Consider the following 25,891-nt stretch of genomic DNA (forward strand, 5'->3'; position numbering starts at 1 on the left):
GATCATCCTTTCCCGGCCGGTTCGCGGCCGGCGATCGACTGCTCCACCCACTGCCGCAGGGCAAGGGCAGGTGCGGCACCCGACTGTCGGGCGATGGTCCGTCCTTTGTCGAGGACCAGTAGCGTCGGTACGGCCTGGACCTCGAACCGCCGCGCCAGGCGCGGGTTCTTGTCGATGTCGACCTTGACCAGTTTGATCTTTCCCGCGAGATCGGCGGCGACCTTCTCCAGCGCGGGGCTCACCATGCGGCAGGGGCCGCACCAGGTGGCCCACAGGTCGACGACGACGGGCACGGTGGCCTGCTCGACGACCTCGGTGAAGTCGGCGTCGCCCGCGTCGGCCATCCACGGCAGAGGCTGCTTACAATTGCCGCACCTGGGGCGGCCCTCGGCGGCCACGGGTACCCGGTTGGCGCGCCCGCAGTGCGGGCAGGTGACGTTGGTGGCTTGCGCGGTACTCATGCCGCCCTCGCTCCCTTCACGTCCTCGGGCTGGTCGTAGGTGACCACCAGCTCTCCGTGCTCGGCGTCGACGCGGACCTTCGCGCCGTCCTGGACGTCGCCGCGCAGCAGGGCTCGCCCGACCAGTGTCTCGACCTCGTGGGAGATGTAACGCCGCAGCGGCCGTGCACCGTACACCGGGTCGTAGCCCTGGTGGGCGATCAACTCGCGTGCCGCGTCGGTGAGTTCGACGGTGATGCGGCGTTCGGCGAGGCGGCGGCGCAGTTCGTCGAACTGCAGCTCCACGATCCGCTCGATCTGCCGCTCACCGAGCGGCTTGAACAGCACGATGTCGTCGACGCGGTTGAGGAACTCCGGGCGGAAGTGCCCGCGCAGCTCGCCCATCACCAGGGCGCGGGCGTCCGGCTTGATCTCACCCTCGGCGGTGGCGCCGTCGAGGAGGTGCTCGGAGCCGATGTTCGACGTCATGATGATCACAGTGTTGCGGAAGTCGACCGTGCGGCCCTGAGCATCGGTGATGCGGCCGTCATCGAGGATCTGCAGCAGGGTGTTGAAGACATCGGTGTGCGCCTTCTCGATCTCGTCGAACAGCACAACGGAGTACGGCTTGCGGCGTACGGCCTCGGTGAGCTGGCCGCCTTCCTCGTAGCCGATGTATCCGGGCGGTGCGCCCATGAGTCGGCTGACGGTGTGCCGCTCCTGGTACTCGCTCATGTCGAGGCGGACCATGTTCTCCTCGGCGTCGAACAGGGCCCGGGCGAGGGTCTTGGCCAGCTCGGTCTTCCCGACGCCGGTGGGGCCGAGGAAGATGAACGAGCCGATGGGGCGGCGAGGGTCACGGATGCCGGAGCGGGCGCGGATGATGGCGTCGGCGACGAGCTTGACGGCCTCGTCCTGGCCGATGACGCGCTCGCGCAGGATCTCGTCGAGGCGCAGCAGTTTCTCGCGTTCGCCCTCCTTCAGGCGGGCGACGGGGACGCCGGTCCAGGCGGCGACGATGTCGGCGATCTCCTCCTCGGTGACGACCTCGCGCAGCAGCCGGTTCTGCCCTTGTTTGGCGGCCAGTTGGTCCTCCTCTGCGGTGAGTCGGCGCTCCAGGTCCTGGAGGCGGCCGTAGCGGAGTTCGGCGGCGCGGTTGAGGTCGTAGGCGCGTTCCGCCTCCTCCGCCTCGTGGCGGACCTGCTCCAGTTCCTGGCGCAGTTCCTGCACGCGGCGGATCGCCTGCCGTTCGGCCTCCCACTGGGCGTGTTTGGCGTCGGCCTCGCCGCGCAGGTCGGCCAGTTCCCTGCGCAGTTCCTCCAGGCGGGCTTTGCTGGCGGAGTCGGTCTCCTTGGACAGGGCCGCCTCCTCGATCTCCAGTCGGGTCACCCGGCGGGTGATCTCGTCGAGTTCGGCGGGCATGGAGTCGATCTCGGTGCGCAGCCGGGCGCAGGCCTCGTCGACGAGATCGATGGCCTTGTCGGGCAGGAACCGGTCGGTGATGTAGCGGTGGGAGAGTGTCGCCGCCGCGACCAGCGAGGTGTCCTGGATCTTGACGCCGTGGAAGATTTCGAGGCGTTCACGCAGGCCGCGCAGGATGGAGATGGTGTCCTCCACGCTGGGTTCGTCGACCAGGACCTGCTGGAAGCGGCGTTCGAGGGCGGCGTCCTTCTCGATGTGCTTGCGGTACTCGTCGAGGGTGGTCGCGCCGATCATGTGGAGTTCGCCGCGGGCGAGCATGGGCTTGAGCATGTTGCCCGCGTCCATGGCTCCTTCGGCGGCGCCCGCGCCGACGACGGTGTGCAGTTCGTCGACGAAGAGCAGGATACGTCCCTGGGCGGCCTTGACCTCGCTGAGCACGGCCTTGAGGCGTTCCTCGAACTCGCCGCGGTACTTGGCACCGGCGACCAAGGAGCCCATGTCGAGGGCGAACACGATCTTGTCGCGGAGTCCTTCGGGCACGTCACCGCGCACGATGCGCTGGGCAAGGCCCTCGACGATGGCGGTCTTGCCGACGCCGGGGTCGCCGATCAGGACGGGGTTGTTCTTGCTCTTGCGGCTGAGGATCTGGGTGACGCGGCGGATCTCGGCGTCCCGGCCGATGACCGGGTCGAGCCGCCCGGTCCTGGCCTCGGCGACCAGGTCACGGCCGTACTTCTCCAGGGCCTCGTAAGCCACCTCGGGGTTGGCGGAGGTCACGCGCTGGTTGCCGCGGACCTGAGTGAGCGCGCCGAGGAAGGAATCCCGGGTCACGCCGTGCTCCTTCAGCAGGCGCCCGGCGGCGGTCGCCGAGCCTTCCTCGGCCAGGGCCAGCAGCAGGTGTTCCACGGACACGTACTCGTCCTTGAGGCGTTTGGCCTCCCGCTCGGCCGCGTCCAGCAGCCGGGCCAGGCGCTGGGTGACGAAGACCTGGCCCGGCGCCGCGCCCGGGCCGGTCACCTTGGGCCGGCGGGAAAGCTCCTCGCGTACGGCCGCGCTCAACTCCTTGGGCTCGGTGCCCGCCTGCTGCAGCAGTCGCGGGATCAGGCCCTCCTCCTGGTCGAGGAGGGCGAGCAGCAGATGTTCGCCGTCGACCTCGGTGTGACCCAGGCGGCCGGCGGCGCTCTGGGCCTCCTGCAGGGCTTCCTGTGACTTCTGGGTCAGGCGGTTCATGTCCATGGTGGTAGATCACTCCTCACGCCTGCACGTCGCAGCGCGGCTTCGAGCAGGCTGATGCGGTCGAGCAGGTCGAGCACCAGACCGAGGGATGCGTAGTTCAGGCACAGCCCGGTGCGCAACCGCTGGACGCGGGCCAGGGCCGCCGGGGCCGTGGGGGCGAACACCAGCCGTCCGGAGGCGTCACGGCCGGCGTCCACCAGCCCGAGGGCGACGAACCGACGGATCAGGTCGGGATGAAGGCCTGAGCGGTGGGCCACGGCCTCCAGCGAGAGCCTGGGCACAGGCACGATCGCGTACTGCACGCCCACCTCGGTCGTGCGTGCGTAGGACGGGCGGGCCTCGGCTGGTCGGTCGCTCATCAGGTCCTCCTGGGGTCGAACGAGGAGACGGCGGCAAGTTCCTCCAGCAGCTCGCGCTCCCGGTCGCTCAGCCGGGGCGGCACCATGATCTGCAGCTCCGCGTACAGGTCTCCGTTCGCGCCACGCGGGCCCGGCATGCCCTCGCCGCGCAGCCGCAGGCGCCGTCCGCTGGAGGACCCGGCGGGCACGGTCACCTTCGCCGTGGCACCGCTGGGCGTGGGCACCGGCACGGTCGCGCCCAGCGCCGCCTCCCACGGGGTGACCGGAAGCCGCACGTGGACGTCCCGGCCGTCGAGGCGGAACTCGGGGTGCGGCTGGATCCGCACCCTCAGGTACAGGTCCCCGGCGGGAGCGTCGTCGCCGCTCCCGCGCCCGCCCTCTCCGGCCAGCCGGATGCGCTGCCCGTCGGTGGTGCCGGGCGGCACGTCGACCTGGTAGCGCCGCTGCCCGGCCGGCCCGGCCAGGGTGACCGTACGGCGGCCGCCCCGATATGCCTCCTCGACGGTGAGCGGCAGTTCGGCCTCCTGGTCGGCGCCGGGTACGCGCGTCCGCCCGGCGCCGCCGAACAGCGAGCCGAACAGATCCTCCACGTCGACCCCCTCGCCCCCGAAGCCTGCCGTGGAGTACCGCACCCGGGGGCCGCCACCGGTGGTCCACCGGAAGCCGCTGCCGGCTCCGGCGCCGGCGCCGGCGGCGACCCGCTCCTCCCAGTCCTCGGGGATCTTCCGGAAGTCCTCGCCGAAGCGGTCGTACCGGGCTCGCTGCTCCGGATCGGACAGGACACTGAAGGCCTCATTGATCTCCTTGAACCGCTCCTCCGCCTGTGGGTCCTTGTTGACGTCGGGGTGGTACCTGCGGGCCAGGGTGCGGTAGGCCCGCTGGATCTCGTCCCGGTCGGCGGTGCGCGGAACGCCGAGTACCTCGTAGAAGTCGCGTGCCATGGACGGTCACTCCCGCTTGGCGACGGTCACGGCGGCAGGCCGCAACTGCCGCTCGGCTTCCCCGTAACCGGGCCGCAGCACCTGGACCACGGTGTTCGGATCGGCGTCGGGATCCTGGACCACGCCGACCACCTCGTGCCGGGCCGGGTCGAACGACACGCCCCTCTCTGCGTGGCGTGGGTAGCCCAGCCGCTCCAGGACGTTCACGGCCTGGTCGCGCACGGCCCGAACACCTTCGACAATCGCATCGGGGTCGGCGGCCGCGTGGCTCAGGGCAAGTTCCAGGTTGTCGATGACGGGCAGGAAGGCCGCGGCCGTACGGGCGCGTTCGGCCGCGGCCTCCCGCTCCAGCTCCCTGGCGTGGCGTTTGCGCAGGTTGTCGAGGTCGGCCAGGGCGCGGCGCCAGCGGTCCTCGGCCTCTCGCAGCGCGGCCGCGTATTCGTCGTCGGGTGCGGTGGTGCCGGTTGCGGCGTCGGGCCCCGGCTCGGCCTCCTCGGTCGGCGTTCCAGGCTGCGTAAGGTCTCCGCGCGGCGGCTGTACGGCGTCTCCCGGCGGCGGGTCGGGCTCTCGGCCCCGGGGTGGGATGGGCATGGCGGCCACCTCAGCCCTTGTCGAACTCGGCGTCGATCACATCGTCGTCGCCCCCGGCGCCGTCCGGCGCGGCCCCGCCGGGGCCGGATTCGTCCGGTGAGCCGGTGCCCGCCGGACCGCCCGCGGCGGCTCCCGCCTGGTGGGCCGTGAGGCCCGCGAAGACCTGCTGGAGTTCGGATGTCAGCGGCCGGACCTTGTCCACCCCGGCTTCGTTCTTGACCGCCTCGCGGGCCTCGGACACCAGCATCTCGGCGCGGGCCTTCTCGTGTGCGGGCGCGGCGTCGCCGAGCTCGCCGAGGCGCTTTTCGACCTGGTAGGCGATGGCGTCCAGTTCGTTGCGGGCGTCGACTGCCTCGCGCAGGGCCTGGTCCTGGCCGCGGTTGCGTTCGGCATCCTGGACCATCCGCTCGACTTCGCCGCGGTCGAGGTTGGAGCTCTCGCTGATGGTGATGCCCTGTTCCTTGCCGGTGTCCTTGTCCCGCGCGGTGACGTTGAGGATGCCGTTGGCGTCGACGTCGAAGATGACCTCGATCTGCGGCTCGCCGCGCGGCGCGGGGCGGATGTCGGTGAGCTGGAAGCGGCCCAGGACCCGGTTGTCGGCGGCCCTCTCCCGCTCGCCCTGCAGGACGACGACGTCGACGGCGGGCTGGTTGTCCTCGGCGGTGGAGAAGGTCTCGGTGCGGCGCACCGGGATGGTGGTGTTCCGCTCGATGATCTTCGTCATCACGCCGCCGCGTGTCTCCACGCCCAGCGACAACGGGGTGACATCGAGCAGCAGGACATCCTTGACCTCGCCCTTGAGGACCCCGGCCTGGATCGCGGCACCCTTCGCCACGACCTCGTCGGGGTTGACGCTCATGTTGGGTTCCTTGCCGCCGGTCAGCCTGCGCACCAGGGCCTGGACGGCGGGGATGCGGGTGGAGCCGCCGACGAGGATGACCTCGTCGATGTCGTTGTCACTGACCTTGGCGTCGTCCATGGCCTGCCGCACCGGGCCCAGGCAGCGCTCCACCAGGTCGCCGGTGATCTGCTCGAACGTGGATCGCATGATCGTCGTGGTCAGATGCTTGGGCCCGGAGGCGTCGGCCGTGATGAACGGCAGGCTGACCTGCGTCTGGGTCACCGAGCTGAGCTCGGTCTTGGCCTTCTCGGCGGCCTCGAACAGTCGTTGCAGCGCCTGCGGGTCCTGGCGCAGGTCGATGCCGTTCTCCTTCTGGAAGCCGTCGGCGAGCTGGTCGACCAGCCGGCGGTCGAAGTCGTCGCCGCCCAGATGGCTGTCGCCCGCCGTGGACCGTACCTCCACCACGCCGTCGCCGACGTCGAGGATGCTGACGTCGAAGGTGCCGCCGCCCAGGTCGAAGACGAGCACCGTCTCGTGCTGCTTCTTGTCCATGCCGTAGGCGAGGGCGGCCGCGGTCGGCTCGTTGATGATCCGCAGCACTTCCAGGCCGGCGATCCGTCCGGCGTCCTTGGTGGCGGTGCGCTGGGCGTCGTTGAAGTAGGCGGGCACCGTGATGACCGCCTCCGTGACCCGCTCGCCCAGCTGCTTGGAGGCGTCGTCGGCGAGCTTGCGCAGCACCTGCGCGCTGATCTCCTCGGGCGCGTAGAGCTTGTCGCGCACCTTGAAGCGGGCGGCGCCGCCGTCTCCCTCCACCACGTCGTACGCGACGGCCTTGGCCTCTTCGGAGATCTCGTCGAAGTGTCGGCCGATGAACCGCTTGGCCGAGTAGATGGTGCCCTTGGGGTTGAGGATCGCCTGGCGGCGGGCCAGCTGGCCCACCAGGCGCTCGCCGGTATCGGTGAAGGCCACCACGGACGGTGTCGTGCGGTTGCCCTCGCTGTTGGGTATGACCGTCGACTCGCCGCCCTCCCAGACGGCGATCACCGAGTTCGTGGTGCCCAGGTCGATGCCTACTGCCTTGGCCATGAGGAACTCCTTCCGCGACGGGCGGCCCCCGTTCGCCCTCGGAGTCACGCCCGGTCTTCCGCACTCGCTCAGGTAACGGCGGGGCCGCTCCGCGGGCGGCTGCTCTTCCAAGCCCCGCTGCTTGTGCTGGTGCCGGTCCCGCTGGGCAGCTCGGCCAGCAGCTGCACCGCCTCGTCGGCGACTGCCTCGTCGGCGACGACGTCGTACCGGCTGGGCTGCATGAAGCTCACCGAGGCGAAGTCCCGGCGGCCACGCTGGGCCGCGTGCACCAGCAGGCCGAGCAGAGCGCCGACGAGTGCTCCGAAAACCAGCCCGTACAGGGCGAGGAGCAATCCCGAAACGACCGGGTCCAGCCAGTTCAGCAGCCCGAAGATCCACCCGATCAGTGCGCCGGGCAGGGCGCCGCTCGCCGCGCCGTGCAGTGCGGCCCCGCCATGTCCCATGCGGCCGGTCACTTGCTCGACCAGGCGCACGTCCTGCCCGATGATGGCCACCCTCTCGACGGGAAAACCCTGATCGGAAAGGTGATCGACGGCGCGTTCCGCCTCCTGGTAGGTCGTGTACGAGGCGATGGTCCTGCGGGCCTGCTCGTTCATCAGCCAGTCCTTCCTGCCACGGCCACCGGTGCGCCCGGCGATCCCTGACAAGCTCAGAGTGGCAAGGGAGCAGCGCGCTCCGCCTGCACCCGGCAGGTCAGAAAACGACTCAGTCGGTCGGTCCACGAGAACAAAGCTCAAATCCGGACAAATATTGATGTTTTTTGCCTAGGCTGGGTGTTCAGGGCTCGCCCAGGCGTGGATCCCACGACTCGCCCGATCGCCTCCGATGACCGGAGGGAAACGGAGTGATCTATGGCCTCCCATCCGTCACGGAGGCTGTCCGCTCACGTCTCCGACCAGGAAGTGACCCACCACCCGAGCAACACTGCGAGCAGCGAACGGCACGACCCCCGTCCGCTCACGGCGCTGGACCCACACGGGCTGCTGGTGCTGTCCCACACCCTGTTCACCTGCGCGGAGCAGAGTGAGATCGTGCGGTTGGCCATGGGGCACGTCAGTGCCCTTGGTCCCTACCACGCGGAGGCCGGATACCTCGCGACGGGCGACGGTTTGTCCCGCGTCCCCGGCCACGACGCGGGAGCGCCAAAGGTCGACGACGCACGGATGAAGGAGTTGGGCGAGGCTGACGGCTCCGTATCCCTTCCAGAGCGATCCTGGACCTGGGCGTTCGGCCTGCGCGAGGCCGGCGGTCTGCTCGGCTACATCCTGGTCTCCTCCCACTCCGGGCCCGACGAGCAGGGGCACTTCCTCCTCTCGACCCTCGTGGGGCTCACATCGGCGGCCCTGTCACTGACGGTCACGCGCGCCGCGCAGCACGACAACGCCGGCGAACTGAGCCGACTCCGCACCGAACGGGACACCGCACTGCGGCAGCTGGACGCAATGCGCTCCGAGCTGCACCTGCAGAAGACCGTGCACGAGACCCTCGCCCGTGCCGCTGCCCGGGGCGGTGGCGAGGACGCCATCACCCAAGCGCTGTACGAGCTCACCGGGCTGTCGGCGCTCATCGAGGACCAGTTCGGCAACCTGAGGTCCTGGGCCGGTCCCGACCGGCCCGACCCCTATCCGGCGCGGTCCTCGACCTTCCAGGAAGAGATGCTGCGGCAGGTCGCGCGCGAGGCGGGCCCGGTCAGAGTCAAGGACCGGCTGATCGCCCTGGCCCGCCCGCGCGGCGACGTCCTCGGCGTACTCGCCATCGAGGACCCCGAAGCGACGGCCAACGAGCACACCATGTTCGCCTTGGATCACGCCCAGCGGTCGCTCGCCCAGGAGCTCATGCATATGCGCGAACTCACCGAGGTCGAACTGCGGCTGCGCCGCGAACTGATCGACGACCTGTTGGAGGGCACTGACGAGACGAGCGCCTACGCCCGGGCCGAAGCCGTCGGCCACGACCTGCAACGTACCCACTACGTGGTCGTGGTGCACTGGCCGAGCACCGCCGCGAACAGTTCCTTCACCCGTGCCGTCGAGCAAGCGACGGCCACCTCGGCGACCCGCCCGCTGATCACCCGTCGCGGCGACCGGATGGTCCTGCTGACCGAAGCGAGGCCCGACGACGATGCCGTGTACGCGGCGTTGGCCCATGAGCTGGGGACGCCCGACGGAGCGATCGGGGTGAGCACCCGCTGCGACTCCCCGGACGGCATTCCCCGCTGTTATCAGGAGGCACTGCGGGCCCTGGATGTGCGGCAGAACTCCCGCCAGCGCAGCGGGACGACGTTCTTCGACGACCTCGGGCTGTACCGGATCCTGGGGCCCGGAAACGATCTCCGGGAGCTCGAAGACTTCGTGCGAGAGTGGCTCGGCCAGCTGATCGACTACGACGCAGGGCACGACACGGAGTTGGTGGAGACGCTCTCGCGCTACTTCGACTGCGGAGGCAACTACGACGATGCGGCCGCCGCGCTGACGGTCCACCGCAGCACCCTGCGCTACCGGCTGCAGCGCATCCGTGAGATCAGCGACCGCGACCTGGCGGATGTAGACACCCGGCTCAATCTGCAGGTGGCAACGCGCGTCTGGAAGATCGTCCTGGGCGGGCGGCGCTGACCGCGGATACCCGGAGGGCCGACGCAGCGGGTCAGCCCGGCACTCGAAGAGGTCGCCTGTGACCTCGCCGGACGGTGTTGTCAAGTTGTCCATAAGCAGGATGGCTGATGGGGCCTCAGGTCGAGGTGGGGTGAGGTGGTGGGCTCTGGGTCAGGCCGTGGCGGGCATGGCGGTGGTCCCGGTGATCTGGTTCCAGGTGGTGAAGCGATGCTGCATCTCGGCGCGGTAGTCGGGTGCGGCCATCAGGTGGCGGGGCCGGAAGTGCGGTGAGATCTGGCTGAACGCGGACAGGAACCTTTGGGTTCCGCCGGCCGAGCGGAAGCCCTTCATGGCGCGTTCACGCTGCCTCGTCGGCTGGTGGCTGTTCTCGGCCCGGTTGTTCAGGCCCTGGTGGGAACGATGATTGACTGAGGGCATGACCTCGCGGTGGGCGACGCCGTGGGAGCGCAGCGTGTCGGTGATGACCACCCGCGGCCCCGAACACGTCTTCTTCATCAGGCGGCGGGAGAACCGCCTGGACGCGAGGGTGTCCCGGCGCTCCTGCACGAGAATGTCCAGCACCATCCCGTCCTGGTCGAGAGCCTGCCACAGGTACGTCAGCTCGCCATTGATCCTGATGAAGACCTTGTCCAAGTGCCACATGCCCCCCGGCAGGGGCTGCCTGCGGCGCAGCGTGCCGGCGTAGGCCTGCCCGAACGTGGCGCACCACCGCCGGACCGTCTCGTGGGAGACGAGCACGTTGTGCTGGAGCATCAGCTCCCCAGCCTCGCGGTACGACAGGGGGAAGCGGTGGTACCGCCACACGCAGCGGGAGATGATTTCGACCGGGTACCGGTGCCCCTGGTACGACGGCGGCGCGGTGTCCGCAAACGACCCTCGCAGCGTGACCAACCGGAAGATCATCCCGCCCGGTCAGCCAACGTGACAGTGCCGGGCAGGGGCCGGTCGTCGACGCCGGTGGAGGTCAGGCACTGGCCTCCGGGCAGGCGGGCGAGCAGGTCGGTGCCGGAACTCGTGGACGGTCAGGGTCACCTGGGCCTGGGGCGCCGTTCCTTGAAACCGCGGGTCATCGCGACGGCCTTCTCGTACGCGGGCCAGACCCCTCGGTCGGGCGGGGTGAGGACGCGGAGTTCCTCGGCGACGTGGGCACGAGCGGAGGCAGCGGGTGTGGCACTTCGCCGCGGTCTTCCCCGCATTGGTGCGGCAGGCCGACCCGGCGGGCGCGTCGCGGGTCGGGCAGGGGGCAATCCTGGTCGGGGAGGGCGCCCCGCCGGGCGGCTTCCTCAGCCCCGGCAGGAGGCGCTCGCCCTCGACGGATGCCCAGGGGTGCCGGCAGGCTCGGCGGACCGGTAAGAACCAGTCGAGGCGGCCGGCCCTCGTTTCAGTCCCGGAGCAGGGCGAGCTGGTGCTCGACGGCCTCGGTGACCCGCTTCTCGTCGTCCGTGGCGAGGAGGTCGAGCAGGGCGCCTCGCAGTACGGCCAGGGCCAGGGTGCGGCGGGTGGCACCGTCCCTGCCGTCACGCTCGGACGGCGGCTGGCAGTCGGCCAGGACATCGAGCCAACCGTCCACCGTCGCACGGGCGAACCCGGCCCAGGCCCCGGCGGGCTCGACGAGGGAGCGCGCGTACGCCTCGGCCCACAGCCGCAGCAGCGGCCGGTGTTCCCTCGCGGCGAGCCATGCCCAGACCCGCTCGACGGCCGGGACCAGCCCGGCGGGGCGATCGGACTGCCTGGCCCGGTCCAGGAGCGCCAGCTCGTCGGCACGGGCGCGCGCCAGCAGCGCCCGCACCAGGCCGTCCTTGCTTCCGAAGAGGAAGAGCAGGACCCGCGGGCTGGAGCCGATGGCATCGGCCAGCGGGCGCAGTGACAGGTCGGTCAGACCGTGGGCGAGGGCGTACTGGTACGCCGCCTCCAGCAGCTCGGTCTGCCGGGCGGAGGGGGTTGGCGTTTGCTGGGGCACGCGGCTAGCCTAACGTGACTGAAACAATTGTTTCAGTTCCGTGGAGGGAACGATCACGGGGGCCAGGAGAGCAGCTCATGACGCAGCAAGGCCAGAAGCAAGCCGTCGTGCGTCGCGCCGACCGCCCCGGCGACCTGGGATGGGTGGTGATGGCCCACGGCGAGAGCTATCACCAGCAGTTCGACTGGGACACCGACTTCGAGGTCCTGGTCGCCAAGCTCGTCGCCGACTACGGCGCCCAGCACGACCCGGCCCGTGAGGCGGCCTGGATCGCCGAGCTCGACGGCCGGCGCGTGGGCTGCGTCTTCCTGGTCGCCGGCGACCGGCCGAAGGTGGCCAAGCTGCGGCTCCTGCTCGTCACTCCGCAGGGCAGGGGTCTTCGTCTCGGGACACGCCTGGTCGCCGAGTGCCTGGCCTTCGCCCGCGAGGCGGGCTACGAGCAGGTGACGCTGTGGACCAACGACGTGCTGGTGACGGCGCGCAAGATCTACCAGAGCTTCGGCTTCACCCTCGCCGACGAGGAACGCCACCACAGCTTCGGCCACGATCTCGTCGGCCAGAACTGGACCCTCGACCTGCTTCCGACGGGGTGATGGGAACACAGCCCCCGGCGAGGCGGGAGGCCGTGTGATCTGGCGCCTTCCCACGCAGACCGGGTCGTGCCGACGGTCACGCAATTCGCCCAGGCGACGGCAGGGTAGGAGGCGAGCGGTACTCGGTGGAATGTCAGGATGGGGGCATGACGACCAAGGTTTACTTCGATATCACCATCAACGACGAGCCCGCCGGGCGGATCGTCTTCAACCTGTTCGACGACGTGGTTCCCAAGACGGCGGAGAACTTCCGCGCCCTCGCGACCGGAGAGAAGGGCTTCGGCTACGCGGGCTCATCGTTCCACCGTGTCATCCCCGACTTCATGCTCCAGGGCGGCGACTTCACCCGGGGCAACGGCACCGGCGGCAAGAGCATCTACGGCGAGAAGTTCGCCGACGAGAACTTCACCCTCAAGCACGACCGGCCGGGTCTGCTGTCCATGGCCAACGCGGGCCCGAACAGCAACGGCTCGCAGTTCTTCATCACGACCATCGTGACGGACTGGCTGGACGGCAAGCACGTGGTGTTCGGCGAGGTCGCCGACACCGAGAGCATGGACCTGGTCAAGAAGATCGAGGCCCTTGGCTCCTCCAACGGCCGCACCTCCGCGAAGATCACCATCGCCGAGTCCGGCCAGCTCTGACGATTCGCCGCCGGCGCCGCCGAGGGGCGTTCGCCCGACGTGCCCCTCGGCGGGAATCGGCACGCGGCCGTAGCCATGGGCGGCTCCCGGACAGTGATGAGTTTGGACGCAGGGGGAGTCGACGGCGCACGTACGGTGAGGAGGAAACGCATCAACGCTCACCCCGGGCTGTGAGCCGGGGTGGGCCGAACGGGGGGGAGGAAGGTGCGTGCCCGATGACGATCGGACTCCTCTCCACGATCGCTGCCGTGTTCCACGGGGGCACGGTCTCGACCCTCGCTCTGACTGCGACCTTTGCTCGGCGCCGCACGCTGCGGCGTGAAGCGCCGAGCACCCTTGCCGTCTTGGTGCCGGGGAGGGCGGTGGAGCCGCAGCAGGCAGGCCGCGCGGCAGTAGGCCCAGACAGCTGAGCGGTTACGGCGAAGGCAAGTGGTCGTATGGCGCCGGGTTGGTCAGGCTGCGAGGGGGCGTCCGCTCCAGCGGATGCCCTTCTCGCTGCGGACGCGGGCGCGTTCGCAGCGTTGGGCGGCGAGCAGGTCGAAGTGGCAGGCGTTGGCATTGCGCCAGCGCGGCGTTGTCAAGTTACCCATGATGTATCCGGCTGATGGCGCGCCAGGGTGCGGTGGGGTCGGGTGCCGGGGCCGTGTCAGGCTTCGGTGGGCAGAGCGGTGCCGCCGGTGATCTGGTGCCAGGTCTCGAAGCGGCGGTGCACCTCGGCGCGGTGCTGAGGGGCGGTGAGGCGGTGGCTTCGGGGCCTGAAGTGCGGTGAGATCGCGCTGAACACGGACAGGAACCGCTGTGTCCCGGCGGAGGGACAGAGTGCCCTTCCTCTCGCGTTCGCGCTGCCGGGTGGGCCGACGGGAGTTCTCCGCCCGGTTGTTGAGGTATTTCGACTGCCGGTGTCCGGCCGAGGGCGTCAATCCCGGTGGGCGGCGCCGTAGGCGCGGAGCCTGTCGGTGACCAGCACCCGGGGCATCCGGCATTGCTTCTTCATGAGCTTGGCCAGGAACCGCTTCGCGGCCGCCGCGTCGCGCCGGGAACGGAGCAGGATGTCGAGCACGGTACCGTCCTGGCCCACGGCCCGCCACAGGTGGTGCCGCACCCCGCTGATCTTCACGAAGACCTCGGTCAGGCAGCCATTTATCACCAGGCCCCGGACGGCGCCGAGGCAGAGCAGCGGCATAAGCCGGGCCGAACCGGCGCGTCCACGGGTGGACTGTCTCGTGGCTGACCTCGATGCCGCGCTCGAGCATCAGCTCCTCGACCTCGCGGAAGCCGAGCGGGAAGCGGAAGGACAGCCACACACCGTGCGAGATGGTCTCCACCGGGTACCAGTGCCTCTGGTACGAGGGCCGCACACTCTCCACAGACGGTCTCCTCGCCTGCCCGATCAACTCCAAGATCATCCCACGTCGTCAGCCAATGTGACAGTGTCCACTCACACACTGCGCAATGTGACAGCGCCTCGACCCGGCCCGCACGCTGCCCGACCGAGGCCTGTCGAGGCGTCTCGTTCTCACCGGCACTGGCCTGTGTCACCAACGTCATGTCCCGCAACCGCCAGGCCGCACCGGCAGTCGGTCAAGACCTGCGCGAATGTTGATCGTTTACTGCCGGGCAGGACGGCGTTTCAGGACCGCGTGCGCCTTCTTGCGGCCGCGGGCCGGCCTTGTGCGTCGGACGCCGGGGCCGTCCCCTTCACGGTCGCGGACGGGATGTAAGTGTCCTGCCCGCCTGCGAGCCGAGGCAGGCTTCGGTCTCTCCCCTCGGCCCTTCGCCGTCGGCGTCCACACCGTCGCCCTCCCTCGCCGGTACGGCGCGCGCCGGAACCGATGCGACGAGGTCCGCCCGGCTTTCAGGGCTGCCCCGAGCATCCGGCGCCACGGACGTACCGGACTTCTCGTCCCGGGCGCAGGTGCACGAGACGGCCCAACTCCCTTCGGAGCAGTCTGTGTTGTCTCCCTCGCGCCAGTCACGTGAGGGCCACTGCGTTCGTGGGGCACCGGCACCGCCCGCACGAGGAGGCACCTACACGACATCCCCTCGGGCTGCCATGTCGATCAGGCCCATGAAACCGGTCGGCGAAGTGGCTTGCGCCACCACCTTTCTGCCGCGTTCCTTCCCACTGTGTGATCTAGGTGTAAAGAATCGAGGGCACCCCTTCCCTTTCCGGCTTCCCACCCGCGAAGATCTCCGCCCGAGTCACGGATCAACCGTCAGACGACGCTGTTCGTACGCATGGTGCACAGCCGTCCGAAGAGGAAGCGAGACGAACCATGGTCGGGGACGTCCACACCGAGAGGGACGCCGAGGTGCGCGAGGGGGACACCTGGCTGGCGCGGGTTGCGTTGCGGTTCACCGCCTTCACCGAGCGGTGGCTTCCGGACGCCTTCGGGTTCGTCCTCGTCGGCACCTTCCTGATCTTCGCTCTGGGGCTCGCGACGGGGGAGAGCCCCACCACCCTCGTGGACGCATGGGGTGAGGGCTTCTGGTCGCTGATCCAGTTCACCCTGCAGATGGCGATGATCATCATCGGCGGGTACGCGGTCGCGGTGTCCGCTCCGGTCGCCCGGCTGATCGCCCGCATGGCGCAGGTCCCCAAGTCGCCGCGCGCGGCGATCGCGTTCACCGCCGCGGTGGCGATGATCAGCTCCTATCTCAACTGGGCGTTCAGCCTGATCTTCACCGCCATCCTGGCGAAGGAGATCGCCCGCGTCGTCCGCGGCGTCGACTACCGGGCGCTCGGCGCCATGGCATTCCTCGGACTCGGCACGGTGTGGGCCCAGGGGCTGTCGGGTTCCGCGGCGCTGCAGGTGGCCAGCCCGGCCTCCAGCCCGGAGGCCGTGCAGAAGATCATCGCCAAGGGGCGGGACGGCGAGGGGATCATCCCGCTCACCGAAACGATCTTCACCTGGCAGAGCGTGCTGGCGACCTTCGTCGTCTTCGTGGTGGCGGTCGTCACGGCCTGGTACCTCGCCCCCTCGCCCACACGCGCCAAGACCGCCCAGGAGATGGGGATCGAGCTGCGTCCGCTTCTGGCGGAGAAGGACGGCAAGGACGACGCGGCCTCCGCCTCCACCGGGTCGCGTCCCGGCGACTGGCTGGAGCGCAGCCCGCTGCTCACCGTCCTGGTCGGGATCCTCGGTCTGTGGTACCTGGTGCGCCACTTCACGAGCGTCGAGGGGAACCCGGTCGCGGCGATCGACCTCAACACGGTCAACCTCGTCCTGATCCTGCTGGCGCTCTGCCTCCACTGGCGCCCGGTCCGCATGGTCGAGGCGGTTCGGCGGGGGGCCCCCGCGGCGTCCGGGGTGCTGCTGCAGTTCCCCTTCTACGGCGGCATCTTCGGCATGATCGCGTTCACCGGCCTGTCCAAGCAGATCGCCGGCTGGATGGTGAGCGTCTCCAACGAGTTGCTCTTCCCTCCGCTCATCGCGGTCTACTCGGCGGTACTGGGTGTCTTCGTCCCCAGCGGCGGCAGCAAGTGGGTCATCGAGGCCCCCTACGTGATGGAGGCGGCGAACCAGCTGCACGTCAACCAGGGGTGGATGGTGGTCGTCTACGACCTCGGCGAGGCGTCGGCGAACCTGCTGCAGCCGTTCTGGATGCTTCCGACGCTGGCCGTGCTGGGCCTCAAGGCCCGGGACATCATGGGGTACACGTTCGCGATGTTCCTCGCCTGCTTCCCCGTGGTGCTGATCGTGGTCACCGTCCTCGCGCAGACCCTGCCGTTCCCGTGACCACGCCGTACCCGCAGCGTGCTGGACGGCGTTGACTGAGTCGTTATCCTGCGCCACGACTCCACCATCGGCCGCGTCTGGTGCGTCGAAGAGGCGTGCGAGGCCTGCGCCCCGCTGCTTGCGAACGCCACTGTCCTCGCCCGCGCCGCTCAGCCCCGACGCCGAGCCGCCAGCCCACTGCCGCCCGGGCCCCGGTGCAGGTACCGGCCGCCCGGCCCGGCATCCCGGGCGGCTTCTCCGCACCTGCCACCGGCCCCGCCGAGGCCGAGAGCCGGACCGCGCCCGCACGGTGAGGCCGTCGCGCCCCGCAGCGCACCCGCCGCCGGGGCCCGGGCCAGAGCCGCTGACCGCCCGGCGCGCATCTGCCGCAGCCCCGGGCTGGGCACTCGAGGAACACGCGCGGGCTCGCGGGGCGCGTCCGGCCGGGCCGGGGCAGTCCCCCCGGGGCGCCGGGCGGTCGCACCTTGTCCGCCGCAGGAAGCAGGGTGCGGCGAGGGGAGGTCCGTACCACGGGAGCGTGCCCTGCGGGTTGTCGCCGGTGCCGCACTGAGAGGGACGGGAGGGTGACACGATCGGTAGGGTCGCGGCCATGGACAGCGATGAGGATGCCCTTTTAACGGAGCAGATCGCCTACTACCGGGCCCATGCGGGCGGATACGACCGGCCCTATGCCGAGCGCGCAGAACTGTGGGAGTTGCTGGCCGCGGCGGATGATCTCCCGATCGCCGGGGACGTGCTGGAGCTGGCCTGCGGAACGGGCCAGTGGACCGGGGCGCTCGCCGCTCGGGCGCGCTCCGTGACCGCCGTCGACGTGTCGGAGGAGACGCTCGGCATCGCGCGTGCGCGGGTCGCTTCCCCCAATGTCCGGTTCATCCAGGCCGACCTGTTCACCTGGCGGCCCCCGCGCCGCTACGACACCGTGTTCCTCGCCTTCTGGCTCTCCCACATCCCGCCGTCCCGCCTGCCGGACTTCTGGAACACCGTCGCCGAAGCGCTCGCACCGAACGGCAGAGCCGTCTTCATCGACGACGGCCCCGCAGAGGCCGCCCGCGAGGAAGTTCTCGCCCAGCAGCCCGTCCCTGCGGTACTGCGCCGGCTCGACGACGGCAGCCCGTATCGCGTCGTGAAGGTCTTCCACGACGCCGGAGAGCTCACCGGCAAGCTCGCCGCGCTGGGATGGTCAGCCGATGTCCGGACCGTGGGCGGCAGCTTCATCGTCGGCACCGCGGAACCGCCGGCCAACCCCGGCTGACAGTCCACAAGGGCGGCTGCGTCCTGAACCGCGCAGCGAGGATGCGGTCCCGACGGTGCGGAATCGCCACGGCGCCGACACCCGTTACGCAAGGTCGTCAACGGGGGAACGTGTCTGATGCGGCACTAGCTGGTACCGGCGGGCGGGGCGGCGCAGACGCCGTGCAGCATGCCGGTGGCCTTGCCCGTGCCGAAATCCTCATCCGTCCTGCTGAGAGCCGGTGTGGGGGAGTACCGGATCCTGAGGGCCGTCGCTCGAACCGGCGCTCTGCCGCGGCCGTCGATGGCCGCGGCAACATGATCGATCGTGCTGTTGCGACGGGTTTACCCGAGAGTGACCAACGCGTTCGTCATGCTGCGCCTGCTACCGATGAGCGACCGGGACAAGGATGTGGAGCTTCTGGCGCTGCGTCATCAGATCACGGTGCTCGAGCGGCGGCCGGGCCGGAGCGGGCCACGGTTCGATGCGAGCGATCGGGCGTTCCTGGCGGCGTTGCCGCACCCGCTGACTGGAGCACGCGCGCGTGGCGGAGCGGCCCGGCACCGGGGCCGGCCGCGGGAGGCCGGCCCCGGGCGGTGGCGGAGACCGAACCGAGCGGGTGACGCGGACACGCTTGGCGACTCGGCTCGCGCGAAGTCACACCTGGCCGCAGAATATGACTCTGGGTGTGCATACGGTTACACCCGTGAGTGTGAGGGCGGGGTCGAGCCGCATTCACCCGCGACGGCAAGCGGTTGACCCTTCATTCCCGCATTGCTCCAAGTCAAATATTGCATTTGCAAACATGAATTGGGTGCACCTAACGCGGGGTTTCGACTCGGTCCCCGTCCCCGGCCCGGTCCCTTTCGGGCCGGCCTACCGAAGGAGATCCCCCACATGTCCGGACGCCTCAACAGCGCCCAGCCGTACGCCCTCGGCCTCTTCCGCATCGCCGTCGGCCTGCTCTTCGCCTGTCACGGCGCCGCCGCCCTGTTCGGTGTGCTCGGTGGCGCGGGCGGCAGCGGCGGCACCGCCGAGCCCGGGACCTGGCCCAACTGGTACGCGGCCGTGATCGAGCTCGTCGGCGGCAGCCTGGTCCTGCTCGGACTGGGCACCCGGGCCGCCGCGTTCATATCGTCGGGCGCCATGGCCTACGCCTACTTCAGCGTGCACCAGCCGGAGGCCCTGTGGCCGCTCCAGAACAGCGGCGAGGGCGCGGCCATGTACTGCTGGGCCATGTTCCTGCTGGTGTTCACCGGCTCCGGAGCCTTCGGCCTGGACCGGCTGTTCACCCGCCGCCACGGCCCGCGGACCGCGGAACAGCGCACGGCCGAACAGACCCCGGTCGCCGCCTGACGTTCCACGGGCCCACCCCGCGGTGCCCTCTCCCGGTCCTCACCCCTCGGGGGAGGGCACCGTCGCGTCCGAGCGGGTGCACCGCGAGAGAGAGTGCAACTCTCCTGCTGCCGGGCGGGAAGGCAACACCGAGAGCCGAGGCGCGGGCACGGAGCTGAACGTCTTCTTCCAGGGGGGAGCTGCCTGGGGCGAGCAGCCCCGCAAGCCGCGGAAAGCCGCTACCGGGCCGCTATCCCACCCAGTGCGATCCTTCGACGCTCTTGCCGGGCGCGAGGTCCTGTAGACCTCGAAGAAGTAGGTGATCTCCAACCAGTCGAAGGCGGGGATGTCTCTTATGTCCTGGGCATGGGCGTAGCGTGGGTCGTGGGCAGGCATGCGAGGATCTTCTCGTCCGGGCCGCGCTCGTCCTTCATGCAGAACATGCCGACAGCCCGGCATTCGTCAGGCATCCGGGAAACGTCGGCTCGCCGACCGTGACAAGTGCGTCGAGCGGCTCCCGTCGCGCCCGAGTGTTCCCTCGATGAAGCCGTGGTCGGCCAGGTACTTGGCCGAGGTGAACAGCATGCGGTCCAGCCGGATGCGGTACAGCTCGTGGTCCCTCTCGTACTTTTTGAGGGAGCCTCGGGGATCTCCACGATCACGTCGAGTTCCACTGTCTCCTCCTGGTCACGCCATGGGGCCAGGGGCCGTCAGCGGCGCATTGCCGCGGTTTGCGATGAGCCCCATCACCGGCACGCTGGGCGTGCATGTCCATAGTGCCCCGCTGATCGGCCGTGTCCCGTTTCCACGAGGAAGAAGAGGGGTGAGAAGGCATGGCAACGCTGGTCATCGACCACCTGCACTGCCAGGTCCTGACCGATCACGGTCCGAGGGAGATCCTCCGCGGTGTCGACCTGACCGTGCGGCAGGGCGAGACGCACGCCCTCATGGGGCCCAACGGCTCCGGCAAGACCACCCTCGCCTACGCTCTCGCCGGGCATCCCAAATACCAGGTCACCTCCGGCGCAGCTCTCCTGGACGGAGAGGACCTGCTCGCCATGAAGGTCGACGAGCGGGCGCGGGCCGGTCTGTTCCTCGCCATGCAGTACCCGGTTGAGGTCCCCGGCGTCTCCATGTCCAACTTCCTGCGGTCGGCCGCCACCGCCGTGCGCGGTGAGGCCCCGCGACTGCGCACCTGGCTGAAGGAGGTCCAGGCGGCGATGGAGCGGCTGCAGATCGACCCGTCCTTCGCCGAGCGGAACGTGAACGAGGGCTTCTCCGGGGGCGAGAAGAAGCGCCACGAGATCCTTCAGCTGGAACTCCTGAAGCCGAAGATCGCCATTCTGGACGAGACCGACTCCGGCTTGGACATCGACGCGCTACGCGTCGTCTCCGAGGGTGTCAACCGCGTCCGCGCCACCGGCGCGGTCGCCACCCTGCTGATCACCCACTACACGCGCATTCTGCGCTACGTCCACCCCGACCACGTACACGTCTTCGCGGGCGGCCGGATCGTCGACTCCGGCGGCCCGGAACTGGCCGAGCGGCTGGAGGAGGAGGGGTACGAGGCGTACGGGAAGAGCGCCGCAAGCCAATGAGCCGGCTGCGGGGCGGCCTGTTGGATGCCGAAAGTCCGTACATGCGTGGAGCTGGGCGCTTGCCAGAGCGTCGTGATCTTCGTCGGGGTGTGTCGTCGCGGTACTCATGGACGAGTCCGCTGAGGACGTCGTGGCGCTGCATCCGCTGGGCTGGGAAGGGGATGACGTCCGGGTCGTCGGCTGGTGCGCGAAGCTGCAGGGCCCGGTGCGGCCTTCCGGAGTTGTCATGATCGGTGCACTCGGCCCGCACGCTGCGGATGAACCTCTCGGCAGGGGCGTTCAGCGCCACCGCCGAGGGGTCGTGCACGCGGGCTCCCCCTGTCGCGATGACTTTACGAGCCCCATAGGGGTCCGTCCCGACGTCTGGTTTCGAAGGTGTTCATCCGCTGGCTGCCCAGCAGCGGCAGCAGATGAATTGGCAGCGGGGAGTCCAGAAGCGCCCCGACGCCGGCCCGGCCCCGCTGCCCGGCTTTCCGCTCACGGGCATACTCCTCGGTCTGGACCGGCCGTACGCCCTGCGCTTCCTCCCGCACGCCGACAGCGACTGGCACCGACCGGGCCCTGCCGAGGTACGGGGCCAGATGGGCCGCTGTCCCGATGAAGTGCTGATCCGTAAGCCCTCCTACGGGGCGTTCTACGACACCCCGCTCGACACAATGCTGCGCAACCTCGACCGCGACACGGTCATCGTCACGGGAACGCTCACCAACTACTGCTGTGGCACCACGGCCCGGCAGGCATATGAACGCGGCTACACGGTCGTCTTCGGATCCGATGTCACGGCCACCGACGACGAGTCGCGGCAGGAACCAGAACTCGCTGTTCTGCGCAAGGGTTTCGCGCTCATGATGACCGTCGAAGAGATCACCAATCGACTGACCGCAGCCACCCCGGCATCAGACGACGAGGAGCGGGCGCACGTTGCCTGATGCGGCACCAGGCGGCGGGTGTGAGATCGGGCAGGGATGTGGTGTCGGAGGTGTCCATGTGCAGTGCTGACTGCCCGCCCGACGCGAACTCATCGCCACCACGCGAATCCCGCCCCGCTCCTGCCGGTTCCGGGCTCCGACCGGCCTCGCCGCCGCTCCGCCCGGTGTGCCGGGGAGCGGACCGCACAGACGTATCACTCGCTCGATCGGGCTAACCCCGGACCCGGAAGGATCACCGGAGCCGCCCGCACTCATACGCTCCACGAGTGACTCGTACGAACGCCTTGAACACCGGCCGCGACGACTTCCTCAGCTGGGCGACGGGGGAGAGAGGCGTCGCACTGCCGGCGCGCCTCACGGACGCCGTGCTGACGATGCTCGCGCTGCGCGGAGCGGACCGCAGGGCGGGCGTGCCGGAGCCGACCCCCGGCCTGCTGCGGCAGGTGCTGCACGAGGACCTGCCGCAGCTGCTGTGCGCCGGCGACGACGAGCTGGACGCCCTGCCCGGCGTCCTCGGCACCCTCGCCGACCGGGTCCGGGCAGCGGGCCGGCTCAACGCCAAGCGTCACGCGCGCCTGCTCGCCGCCGTCGAGGACGCCGTGCCCGGCTTCCGCCGCGCCATGGCGGACCCGGCGAATCTGACCTGGCACCGCTGGTACGCGTCGCTGCTGACCGCCGACGGTGTCGACCCGGACGACCCCGCCGCCGTGGGGGCCTGGCTCGACGCCCACGAGAACACACCGCACGCCGACCGGCCGGCCCTGCCCGAGCCGCTGCACCGTTCCGACCTCGCGGAACGGACGTTCGCCGTGCGGATCCGTCTCGGCGAGGCGCTGCTCGCCGCGTTCGCCCGCGACACCCGCGAGGCATCACCGGCGGGCCCGCTGCTGCCCACACCGCCGCTGGACGACCGACGCCCCGAGGACGCGCTCGGCGGTGAACTGGAGCGCATCGCCGATGTGTTGACCGATCGGTGGACCGCGGCGGGGCTTGCGGAGGCGTTCGCTGCCCGGCACGCCGCACTCGCCCCCGCCCCGGAGGCGATGCCGCACGTCGCACTCGCCGACCGCATGCTCGACGAACACCTCGACTACTACGGCGACTCGTCCGTCCCGCTGCCGCCCCCGCCGGCGGTCCCTTCGCCCGACGAGATCCGGGACCTGCTGCACGCCGCCCCGCTACCCGCGGCGCTTGCGGCCGGGGCCTTCGACGACGAGCTGCGCGACCTCGCGGAACGCTGCGGCCTGCCCGGCCCCGCCACCGCCGTGTGGGCCGACGGCACCCCGCAGGAGCTGCTCGAGCTGGCCGCCGACGTCCTGGCCGCCCAGGCCGAACGGCTGCCGCTGGTCACCGGCCCGCAGGAGGCGTACTCGTTCGACGCAGCGCACCTCCTCTACTCGCTGTACGAACGCGGCAGCACCCCCGACTCGGTCGCCCGCAAGATCGTCGACGCGAAGTCCGACGGCCTGCCGCCCGAACTGGAGGACGCTCCGACGCCCGTGTCGCGCAACGCCCCCGACGCCTACGAGCTCCCGTCGCCCGAGGAGCTGTCCCAACTCCTCGGGATGACCGCCGTCACGGACGCCGACCGCGCCGAACTCGACGCTCCCGCACACGGCCTGGCGTCGCTCCTGGACCAACTGGCCGCCACCGGCTGCGTCTTCCGTACCGGCGACACCTACGGGCTCACCCCGCTCGGCGCCGCCGTCATGCACCACGTGCTCACCGCCGGCCATGTGGCCGCCCCCGACCAGGAAACCGTGGCGGAGTGGAACGCGGCCGAGACCGTGGCCGCCACCCGCCACTGGCCCACCCGGATCGCCGCCGCCACGCTTGCCGCGTGGGCCGCGCACCGCGGTGGCACGGACGAGGCATGGGGCGAACTGCTCGACGCCGTCTCCGCGGCCAAGGCCGACGAGGCCGATGCCGCCCGCACGTCCGAGTACTTCGCTCGCCTCGATGTCGCCGAGATCCCCGACACGGTGCTGCGCGCCGCGCTCACCGACCCGGTGACCGGGGCCGCCGCCCGCGGGCTGCTGCTGGCCCGGGGAGAGTCCGTCCTCGAGGACACGGTCCCCCTCACCGCCCGCGCCACGGTGCTCGTCGAGGAGCTGGACCAGCGCTGGATCGACGACATGCTCGGCCATGTGAAGCGCCGGTACGACGCGGGCGAGACGGGCATCCCGGCCGCGGCCGGCATCCCGCCGACGACCCTGCTCCCCGCCTTCGACACGGCGGCCGCCGCCTGGCCCGGCGGTGCTGCAGCCCTCGCCGACGCCCTGGCCGAGGCGGACCCGGGCACGTCGCTGCGCATCCTGGACACCCTGCACGCCCACCACCCGGACCGCACGGTGGCAGACGCGGCGGCCCACGCGAGGAAGACGGCGCAGCGGGCATCGTCCGGGCGCCGCCGCTGACATGCCCCGGCCCCGGCCGACAGCCTGCAGGCGCGCCCACCCTGCTGCGTACCAACGCCTGGGCCCGGCAGGGCTTTGCCAGGGGTGACGGTCGGGGAGTTCGGCGGGGAGATGTTCGCGCCGCTGGTGCGGCAGGGGCAGCGGGGCGTCACGGTGGACACGAGGGCCTGCCGAGTGGCGGTGCGGATGTAACAATCCGCACCGAACCCAGCAGGCCCTCACCTGTTCAAGCACCCGGCCGTGCGTCGGTATCACCCGGCACAGCGCGTCCGGCCCGGTACTGCCCCCACGGCGCCGGTCAGACGGCTGGTCCCTCGCTGTCGAGCTGGACGCCGGGGCGACCGTTCTCGACGACGTATGTCGCTCGGGTGGAAACCGGTGCACCGGGCCTGGTGATATAGGGGACGACCCGGAAGTCGGTCGTCCACAGGTCCGGCGTCACCGTGGCCCGGATGTAGCCGCGGCGGTAGTTGACGAACCTACGGCGCGGCCCACCGCGAGGTGATGCCCTCCGTCGAGCATCGCTGTCACAAGGGCCTGAACAACCGGGCGGAGAACAGCCACCAGCCGCCGAGGCGGCGTGAACGCGCGATGAGGGGCTTTCCGCAGCGTCGGCGGGGCGCAGCGGTTCCTGGCCGCGTTCGGCGGTATCTCACCCCCCTTTCGGCCCCGCCGCCACCTGATGAGCGCGCACGGTTACCGCGCCGGGACGACCATCCGCTTCGCTATCTGGGATCAGGTCATCAGCGTCGCCGGCCGGCCTGCCGCGGCCTGAGCACGAAAGCCGGAACCCGGCCCCACCACACCCGACACGCCGTCAGGCGCTCACACCCTCAACAACGTGACAGCGCCTTCGGACGTGTTCCTCGGTGGTTTCTTCAGTCGTTGGCAGCGGCGGTCGCGGCGTGGGGGCAGGAGGTCGCTGAGGAGTTCCTGGACGACTTCGAGTCGGGCGGCGCCCCGGGCTTGCGGGTTCGCTGCGGTCTGTCCGGCGGTGATGAGCCGGGCGAGCCGCACCGTTGCAGTGAGGAGATCCGGTCGGGATCGATCTTGCTCTGTTGGGCTGCATGGACCCCCCGGTCGCCATCACGGGGTACGACCGACCTCTCCCGTCCCAGGCGGATCTTCAGGGCGTGGTGGCGATGACCACCTCGGTGTGGAGCACCTCGTCAAACCGGCCGGACGGGGCGAAGGCGAGCAGCGCTGCGCGCAGGTCCTGCTCGAAGGCGTCCTTCTTCTCGCCGAGCTGGGCGGGGCTGGAGTAGGAGAGACTGAAGATCCAGCCGAGGACCTCGTCCACGGTGCGGGTCAGGGTGTGGTCCCAGCGCGCGGTGTCGACCTGGGAGAACGGGCTGCGGGCGAGGACGTCCTGGTGGCGTTCCCTGGGGTGGGAGTAGGCGCCGGAGCCGGCGCGGCGCTCGGGACCGAGGCAGCGGGTGCGGACCTCGTCGACGACCTGCCGCCAGGGGGCGGGCTCGAGGTCGCCGGGAGCGCCGCGGGAGGCGAGGACGATCGCTCCGCCCGGCTCGATGATCCGGTCGAGGTCTCGGGCGGCCCGGTCGCGGTCCATCAGTGATACGCCGCGCCCATGACGGTGAGCAGCACGGGCCCGACGGAGAGCGTCGGGAGCGTTGTGGAGTCACCCTCACGCCAAGTGATGTTGGTGATGCCGTGCTCGGCGGCCAGGCGGCGGCCCTCTTCGAGCATGCCCTTCTCGGGGTCGACGGCGATGACCTCGCCGACGAGCGGGGCGAGTTGGAGGGCGATGATGCCGGGGCCGGCGGGCCTCGCTGTGAAAGCCGAGCAGGGCCTGCATGACGGCCAGGCACAGCAACTCGGAGTGGCTCAGTCTCGGTGGCCTGCCCGGCAGCCGGGCGATCCCGGCCCAGTCATCGTCGATCTTCACGGACAGTGCGG

20 protein-coding genes and 4 pseudogenes are annotated in these 25,891 nt (G+C 70.3%); 10 read left to right on the plus strand and 14 right to left on the minus strand.

Annotated elements, in window-relative coordinates; translation table 11 throughout:
- Positions 1–2: 2 nt before the first annotated feature.
- The 7 genes from trxA to ACIF80_RS14675 form a co-directional block, all read right to left on the minus strand.
- Positions 3–461, minus strand: coding sequence for a thioredoxin (gene trxA / locus ACIF80_RS14645; protein WP_399804038.1), 459 nt, complete (start codon positions 459–461; stop codon positions 3–5).
- Positions 458–3,097 carry an ATP-dependent chaperone ClpB gene (clpB, locus tag ACIF80_RS14650; RefSeq protein ID WP_399804041.1) on the minus strand — a complete coding sequence of 880 codons (2,640 nt, stop codon included), beginning with the start codon at positions 3,095–3,097 and terminating at the stop codon, positions 458–460. The genes trxA and clpB overlap by 4 nt, the downstream gene beginning before the upstream one ends.
- A complete protein-coding gene (locus tag ACIF80_RS14655) occupies positions 3,088–3,456 on the minus strand; it encodes a chaperone modulator CbpM (RefSeq protein ID WP_399804044.1) in 369 nt (122 codons plus the stop codon). Before ACIF80_RS14655 ends, clpB begins: the two co-directional genes overlap by 10 nt.
- Positions 3,456–4,397 carry a DnaJ C-terminal domain-containing protein gene (locus tag ACIF80_RS14660; protein WP_399804047.1) on the minus strand — a complete coding sequence of 314 codons (942 nt, stop codon included), beginning with the start codon at positions 4,395–4,397 and terminating at the stop codon, positions 3,456–3,458. Before ACIF80_RS14660 ends, ACIF80_RS14655 begins: the two co-directional genes overlap by 1 nt.
- 6 nt (positions 4,398–4,403) lie before the next feature.
- On the minus strand, positions 4,404–4,988 hold the full coding sequence (grpE, locus tag ACIF80_RS14665; RefSeq protein WP_399804050.1) for a nucleotide exchange factor GrpE: 585 nt from the start codon (positions 4,986–4,988) through the stop codon (positions 4,404–4,406).
- 10 nt (positions 4,989–4,998) lie between these two features.
- Entirely contained in the window at positions 4,999–6,915 is a 1,917-nt protein-coding gene (gene dnaK / locus ACIF80_RS14670) for a molecular chaperone DnaK (RefSeq protein WP_399804053.1), read from the minus strand.
- Between the two features lie 68 nt (positions 6,916–6,983).
- Complete coding sequence (locus ACIF80_RS14675; RefSeq protein WP_399804056.1) at positions 6,984–7,511, minus strand: general stress protein; 528 nt, start codon at positions 7,509–7,511, stop codon at positions 6,984–6,986.
- 255 nt (positions 7,512–7,766) lie between these two features.
- Here ACIF80_RS14675 and ACIF80_RS14680 point away from each other — a divergent pair, with 255 nt between their 5' ends.
- Positions 7,767–9,527, plus strand: a complete 1,761-nt coding sequence (locus tag ACIF80_RS14680) for a PucR family transcriptional regulator (protein ID WP_399804059.1) — start codon at positions 7,767–7,769, stop codon at positions 9,525–9,527.
- 150 nt (positions 9,528–9,677) lie between these two features.
- Here ACIF80_RS14680 and ACIF80_RS14685 read toward each other — a convergent pair whose 3' ends face one another.
- Positions 9,678–10,430, minus strand: a complete 753-nt coding sequence (locus ACIF80_RS14685) for an IS6 family transposase (protein WP_399804062.1) — start codon at positions 10,428–10,430, stop codon at positions 9,678–9,680.
- A gap of 478 nt (positions 10,431–10,908) precedes the next feature.
- Positions 10,909–11,487: a TetR/AcrR family transcriptional regulator gene (locus tag ACIF80_RS14690; protein WP_399804065.1), complete on the minus strand. Its 579-nt coding sequence runs from the start codon at positions 11,485–11,487 to the stop codon at positions 10,909–10,911.
- 77 nt (positions 11,488–11,564) lie between these two features.
- Here ACIF80_RS14690 and ACIF80_RS14695 point away from each other — a divergent pair, with 77 nt between their 5' ends.
- Together ACIF80_RS14695 and ACIF80_RS14700 are read left to right on the plus strand one after the other, a co-directional pair.
- Positions 11,565–12,080 carry a GNAT family N-acetyltransferase gene (locus ACIF80_RS14695; protein WP_399804068.1) on the plus strand — a complete coding sequence of 172 codons (516 nt, stop codon included), beginning with the start codon at positions 11,565–11,567 and terminating at the stop codon, positions 12,078–12,080.
- Between the two features lie 146 nt (positions 12,081–12,226).
- Positions 12,227–12,724, plus strand: coding sequence for a peptidylprolyl isomerase (locus tag ACIF80_RS14700; protein WP_381218891.1), 498 nt, complete (start codon positions 12,227–12,229; stop codon positions 12,722–12,724).
- Between the two features lie 452 nt (positions 12,725–13,176).
- Here the strand turns inward: ACIF80_RS14700 and ACIF80_RS14705 are convergent.
- Together ACIF80_RS14705 and ACIF80_RS14710 are read right to left on the minus strand one after the other, a co-directional pair.
- A pseudogene (locus ACIF80_RS14705) lies at positions 13,177–13,293 on the minus strand (integrase); the annotation flags it as partial.
- A gap of 77 nt (positions 13,294–13,370) precedes the next feature.
- A pseudogene (locus tag ACIF80_RS14710) lies at positions 13,371–14,091 on the minus strand (IS6 family transposase).
- A 909-nt stretch (positions 14,092–15,000) separates the two neighbouring features.
- Between ACIF80_RS14710 and ACIF80_RS14715 the strand changes: the two are divergent.
- The 3 genes from ACIF80_RS14715 to ACIF80_RS14725 all read left to right on the plus strand — a co-directional run bounded on the left by ACIF80_RS14715 (position 15,001) and on the right by ACIF80_RS14725 (position 19,051).
- Entirely contained in the window at positions 15,001–16,464 is a 1,464-nt protein-coding gene (locus tag ACIF80_RS14715; RefSeq protein ID WP_399804071.1) for a short-chain fatty acid transporter, read from the plus strand.
- Positions 16,465–17,053: 589 nt separating this feature from the next.
- Entirely contained in the window at positions 17,054–17,716 is a 663-nt protein-coding gene (locus ACIF80_RS14720; protein ID WP_399804074.1) for a class I SAM-dependent methyltransferase, read from the plus strand.
- 876 nt (positions 17,717–18,592) lie between these two features.
- A complete protein-coding gene (locus ACIF80_RS14725) occupies positions 18,593–19,051 on the plus strand; it encodes a DoxX family protein (RefSeq protein ID WP_399804077.1) in 459 nt (152 codons plus the stop codon).
- 229 nt (positions 19,052–19,280) lie between these two features.
- On the opposite strand, the pseudogene ACIF80_RS14730 reads toward ACIF80_RS14725, so the two are convergent.
- Positions 19,281–19,704 (minus strand): annotated as a pseudogene (locus tag ACIF80_RS14730) (inorganic diphosphatase).
- A gap of 159 nt (positions 19,705–19,863) precedes the next feature.
- Between ACIF80_RS14730 and sufC the strand changes: the two are divergent.
- The 4 genes and pseudogenes from sufC to ACIF80_RS14750 all read left to right on the plus strand — a co-directional run.
- Complete coding sequence (gene sufC / locus ACIF80_RS14735) at positions 19,864–20,628, plus strand: Fe-S cluster assembly ATPase SufC (protein ID WP_399804080.1); 765 nt, start codon at positions 19,864–19,866, stop codon at positions 20,626–20,628.
- A gap of 410 nt (positions 20,629–21,038) precedes the next feature.
- On the plus strand, positions 21,039–21,557 hold the full coding sequence (locus ACIF80_RS14740) for an isochorismatase family cysteine hydrolase (protein WP_399804083.1): 519 nt from the start codon (positions 21,039–21,041) through the stop codon (positions 21,555–21,557).
- A gap of 266 nt (positions 21,558–21,823) precedes the next feature.
- Complete coding sequence (locus tag ACIF80_RS14745; RefSeq protein ID WP_399804085.1) at positions 21,824–23,974, plus strand: hypothetical protein; 2,151 nt, start codon at positions 21,824–21,826, stop codon at positions 23,972–23,974.
- A gap of 474 nt (positions 23,975–24,448) precedes the next feature.
- Positions 24,449–24,749 (plus strand): annotated as a pseudogene (locus tag ACIF80_RS14750) (DDE-type integrase/transposase/recombinase); the annotation flags it as partial.
- A 351-nt stretch (positions 24,750–25,100) separates the two neighbouring features.
- Here the strand turns inward: ACIF80_RS14750 and ACIF80_RS14755 are convergent.
- Positions 25,101–25,544 carry a hypothetical protein gene (locus ACIF80_RS14755; RefSeq protein ID WP_399804088.1) on the minus strand — a complete coding sequence of 148 codons (444 nt, stop codon included), beginning with the start codon at positions 25,542–25,544 and terminating at the stop codon, positions 25,101–25,103.
- Positions 25,544–25,744, minus strand: coding sequence for a class I SAM-dependent methyltransferase (locus ACIF80_RS14760; RefSeq protein WP_399805237.1), 201 nt, complete (start codon positions 25,742–25,744; stop codon positions 25,544–25,546). The genes ACIF80_RS14755 and ACIF80_RS14760 overlap by 1 nt, the downstream gene beginning before the upstream one ends.
- Positions 25,745–25,891 lie beyond the last annotated feature (147 nt).

It is taken from the genome of Streptomyces sp. NPDC085927 (assembly GCF_044540975.1).
Classification (GTDB): domain Bacteria; phylum Actinomycetota; class Actinomycetes; order Streptomycetales; family Streptomycetaceae; genus Streptomyces; species Streptomyces hirsutus.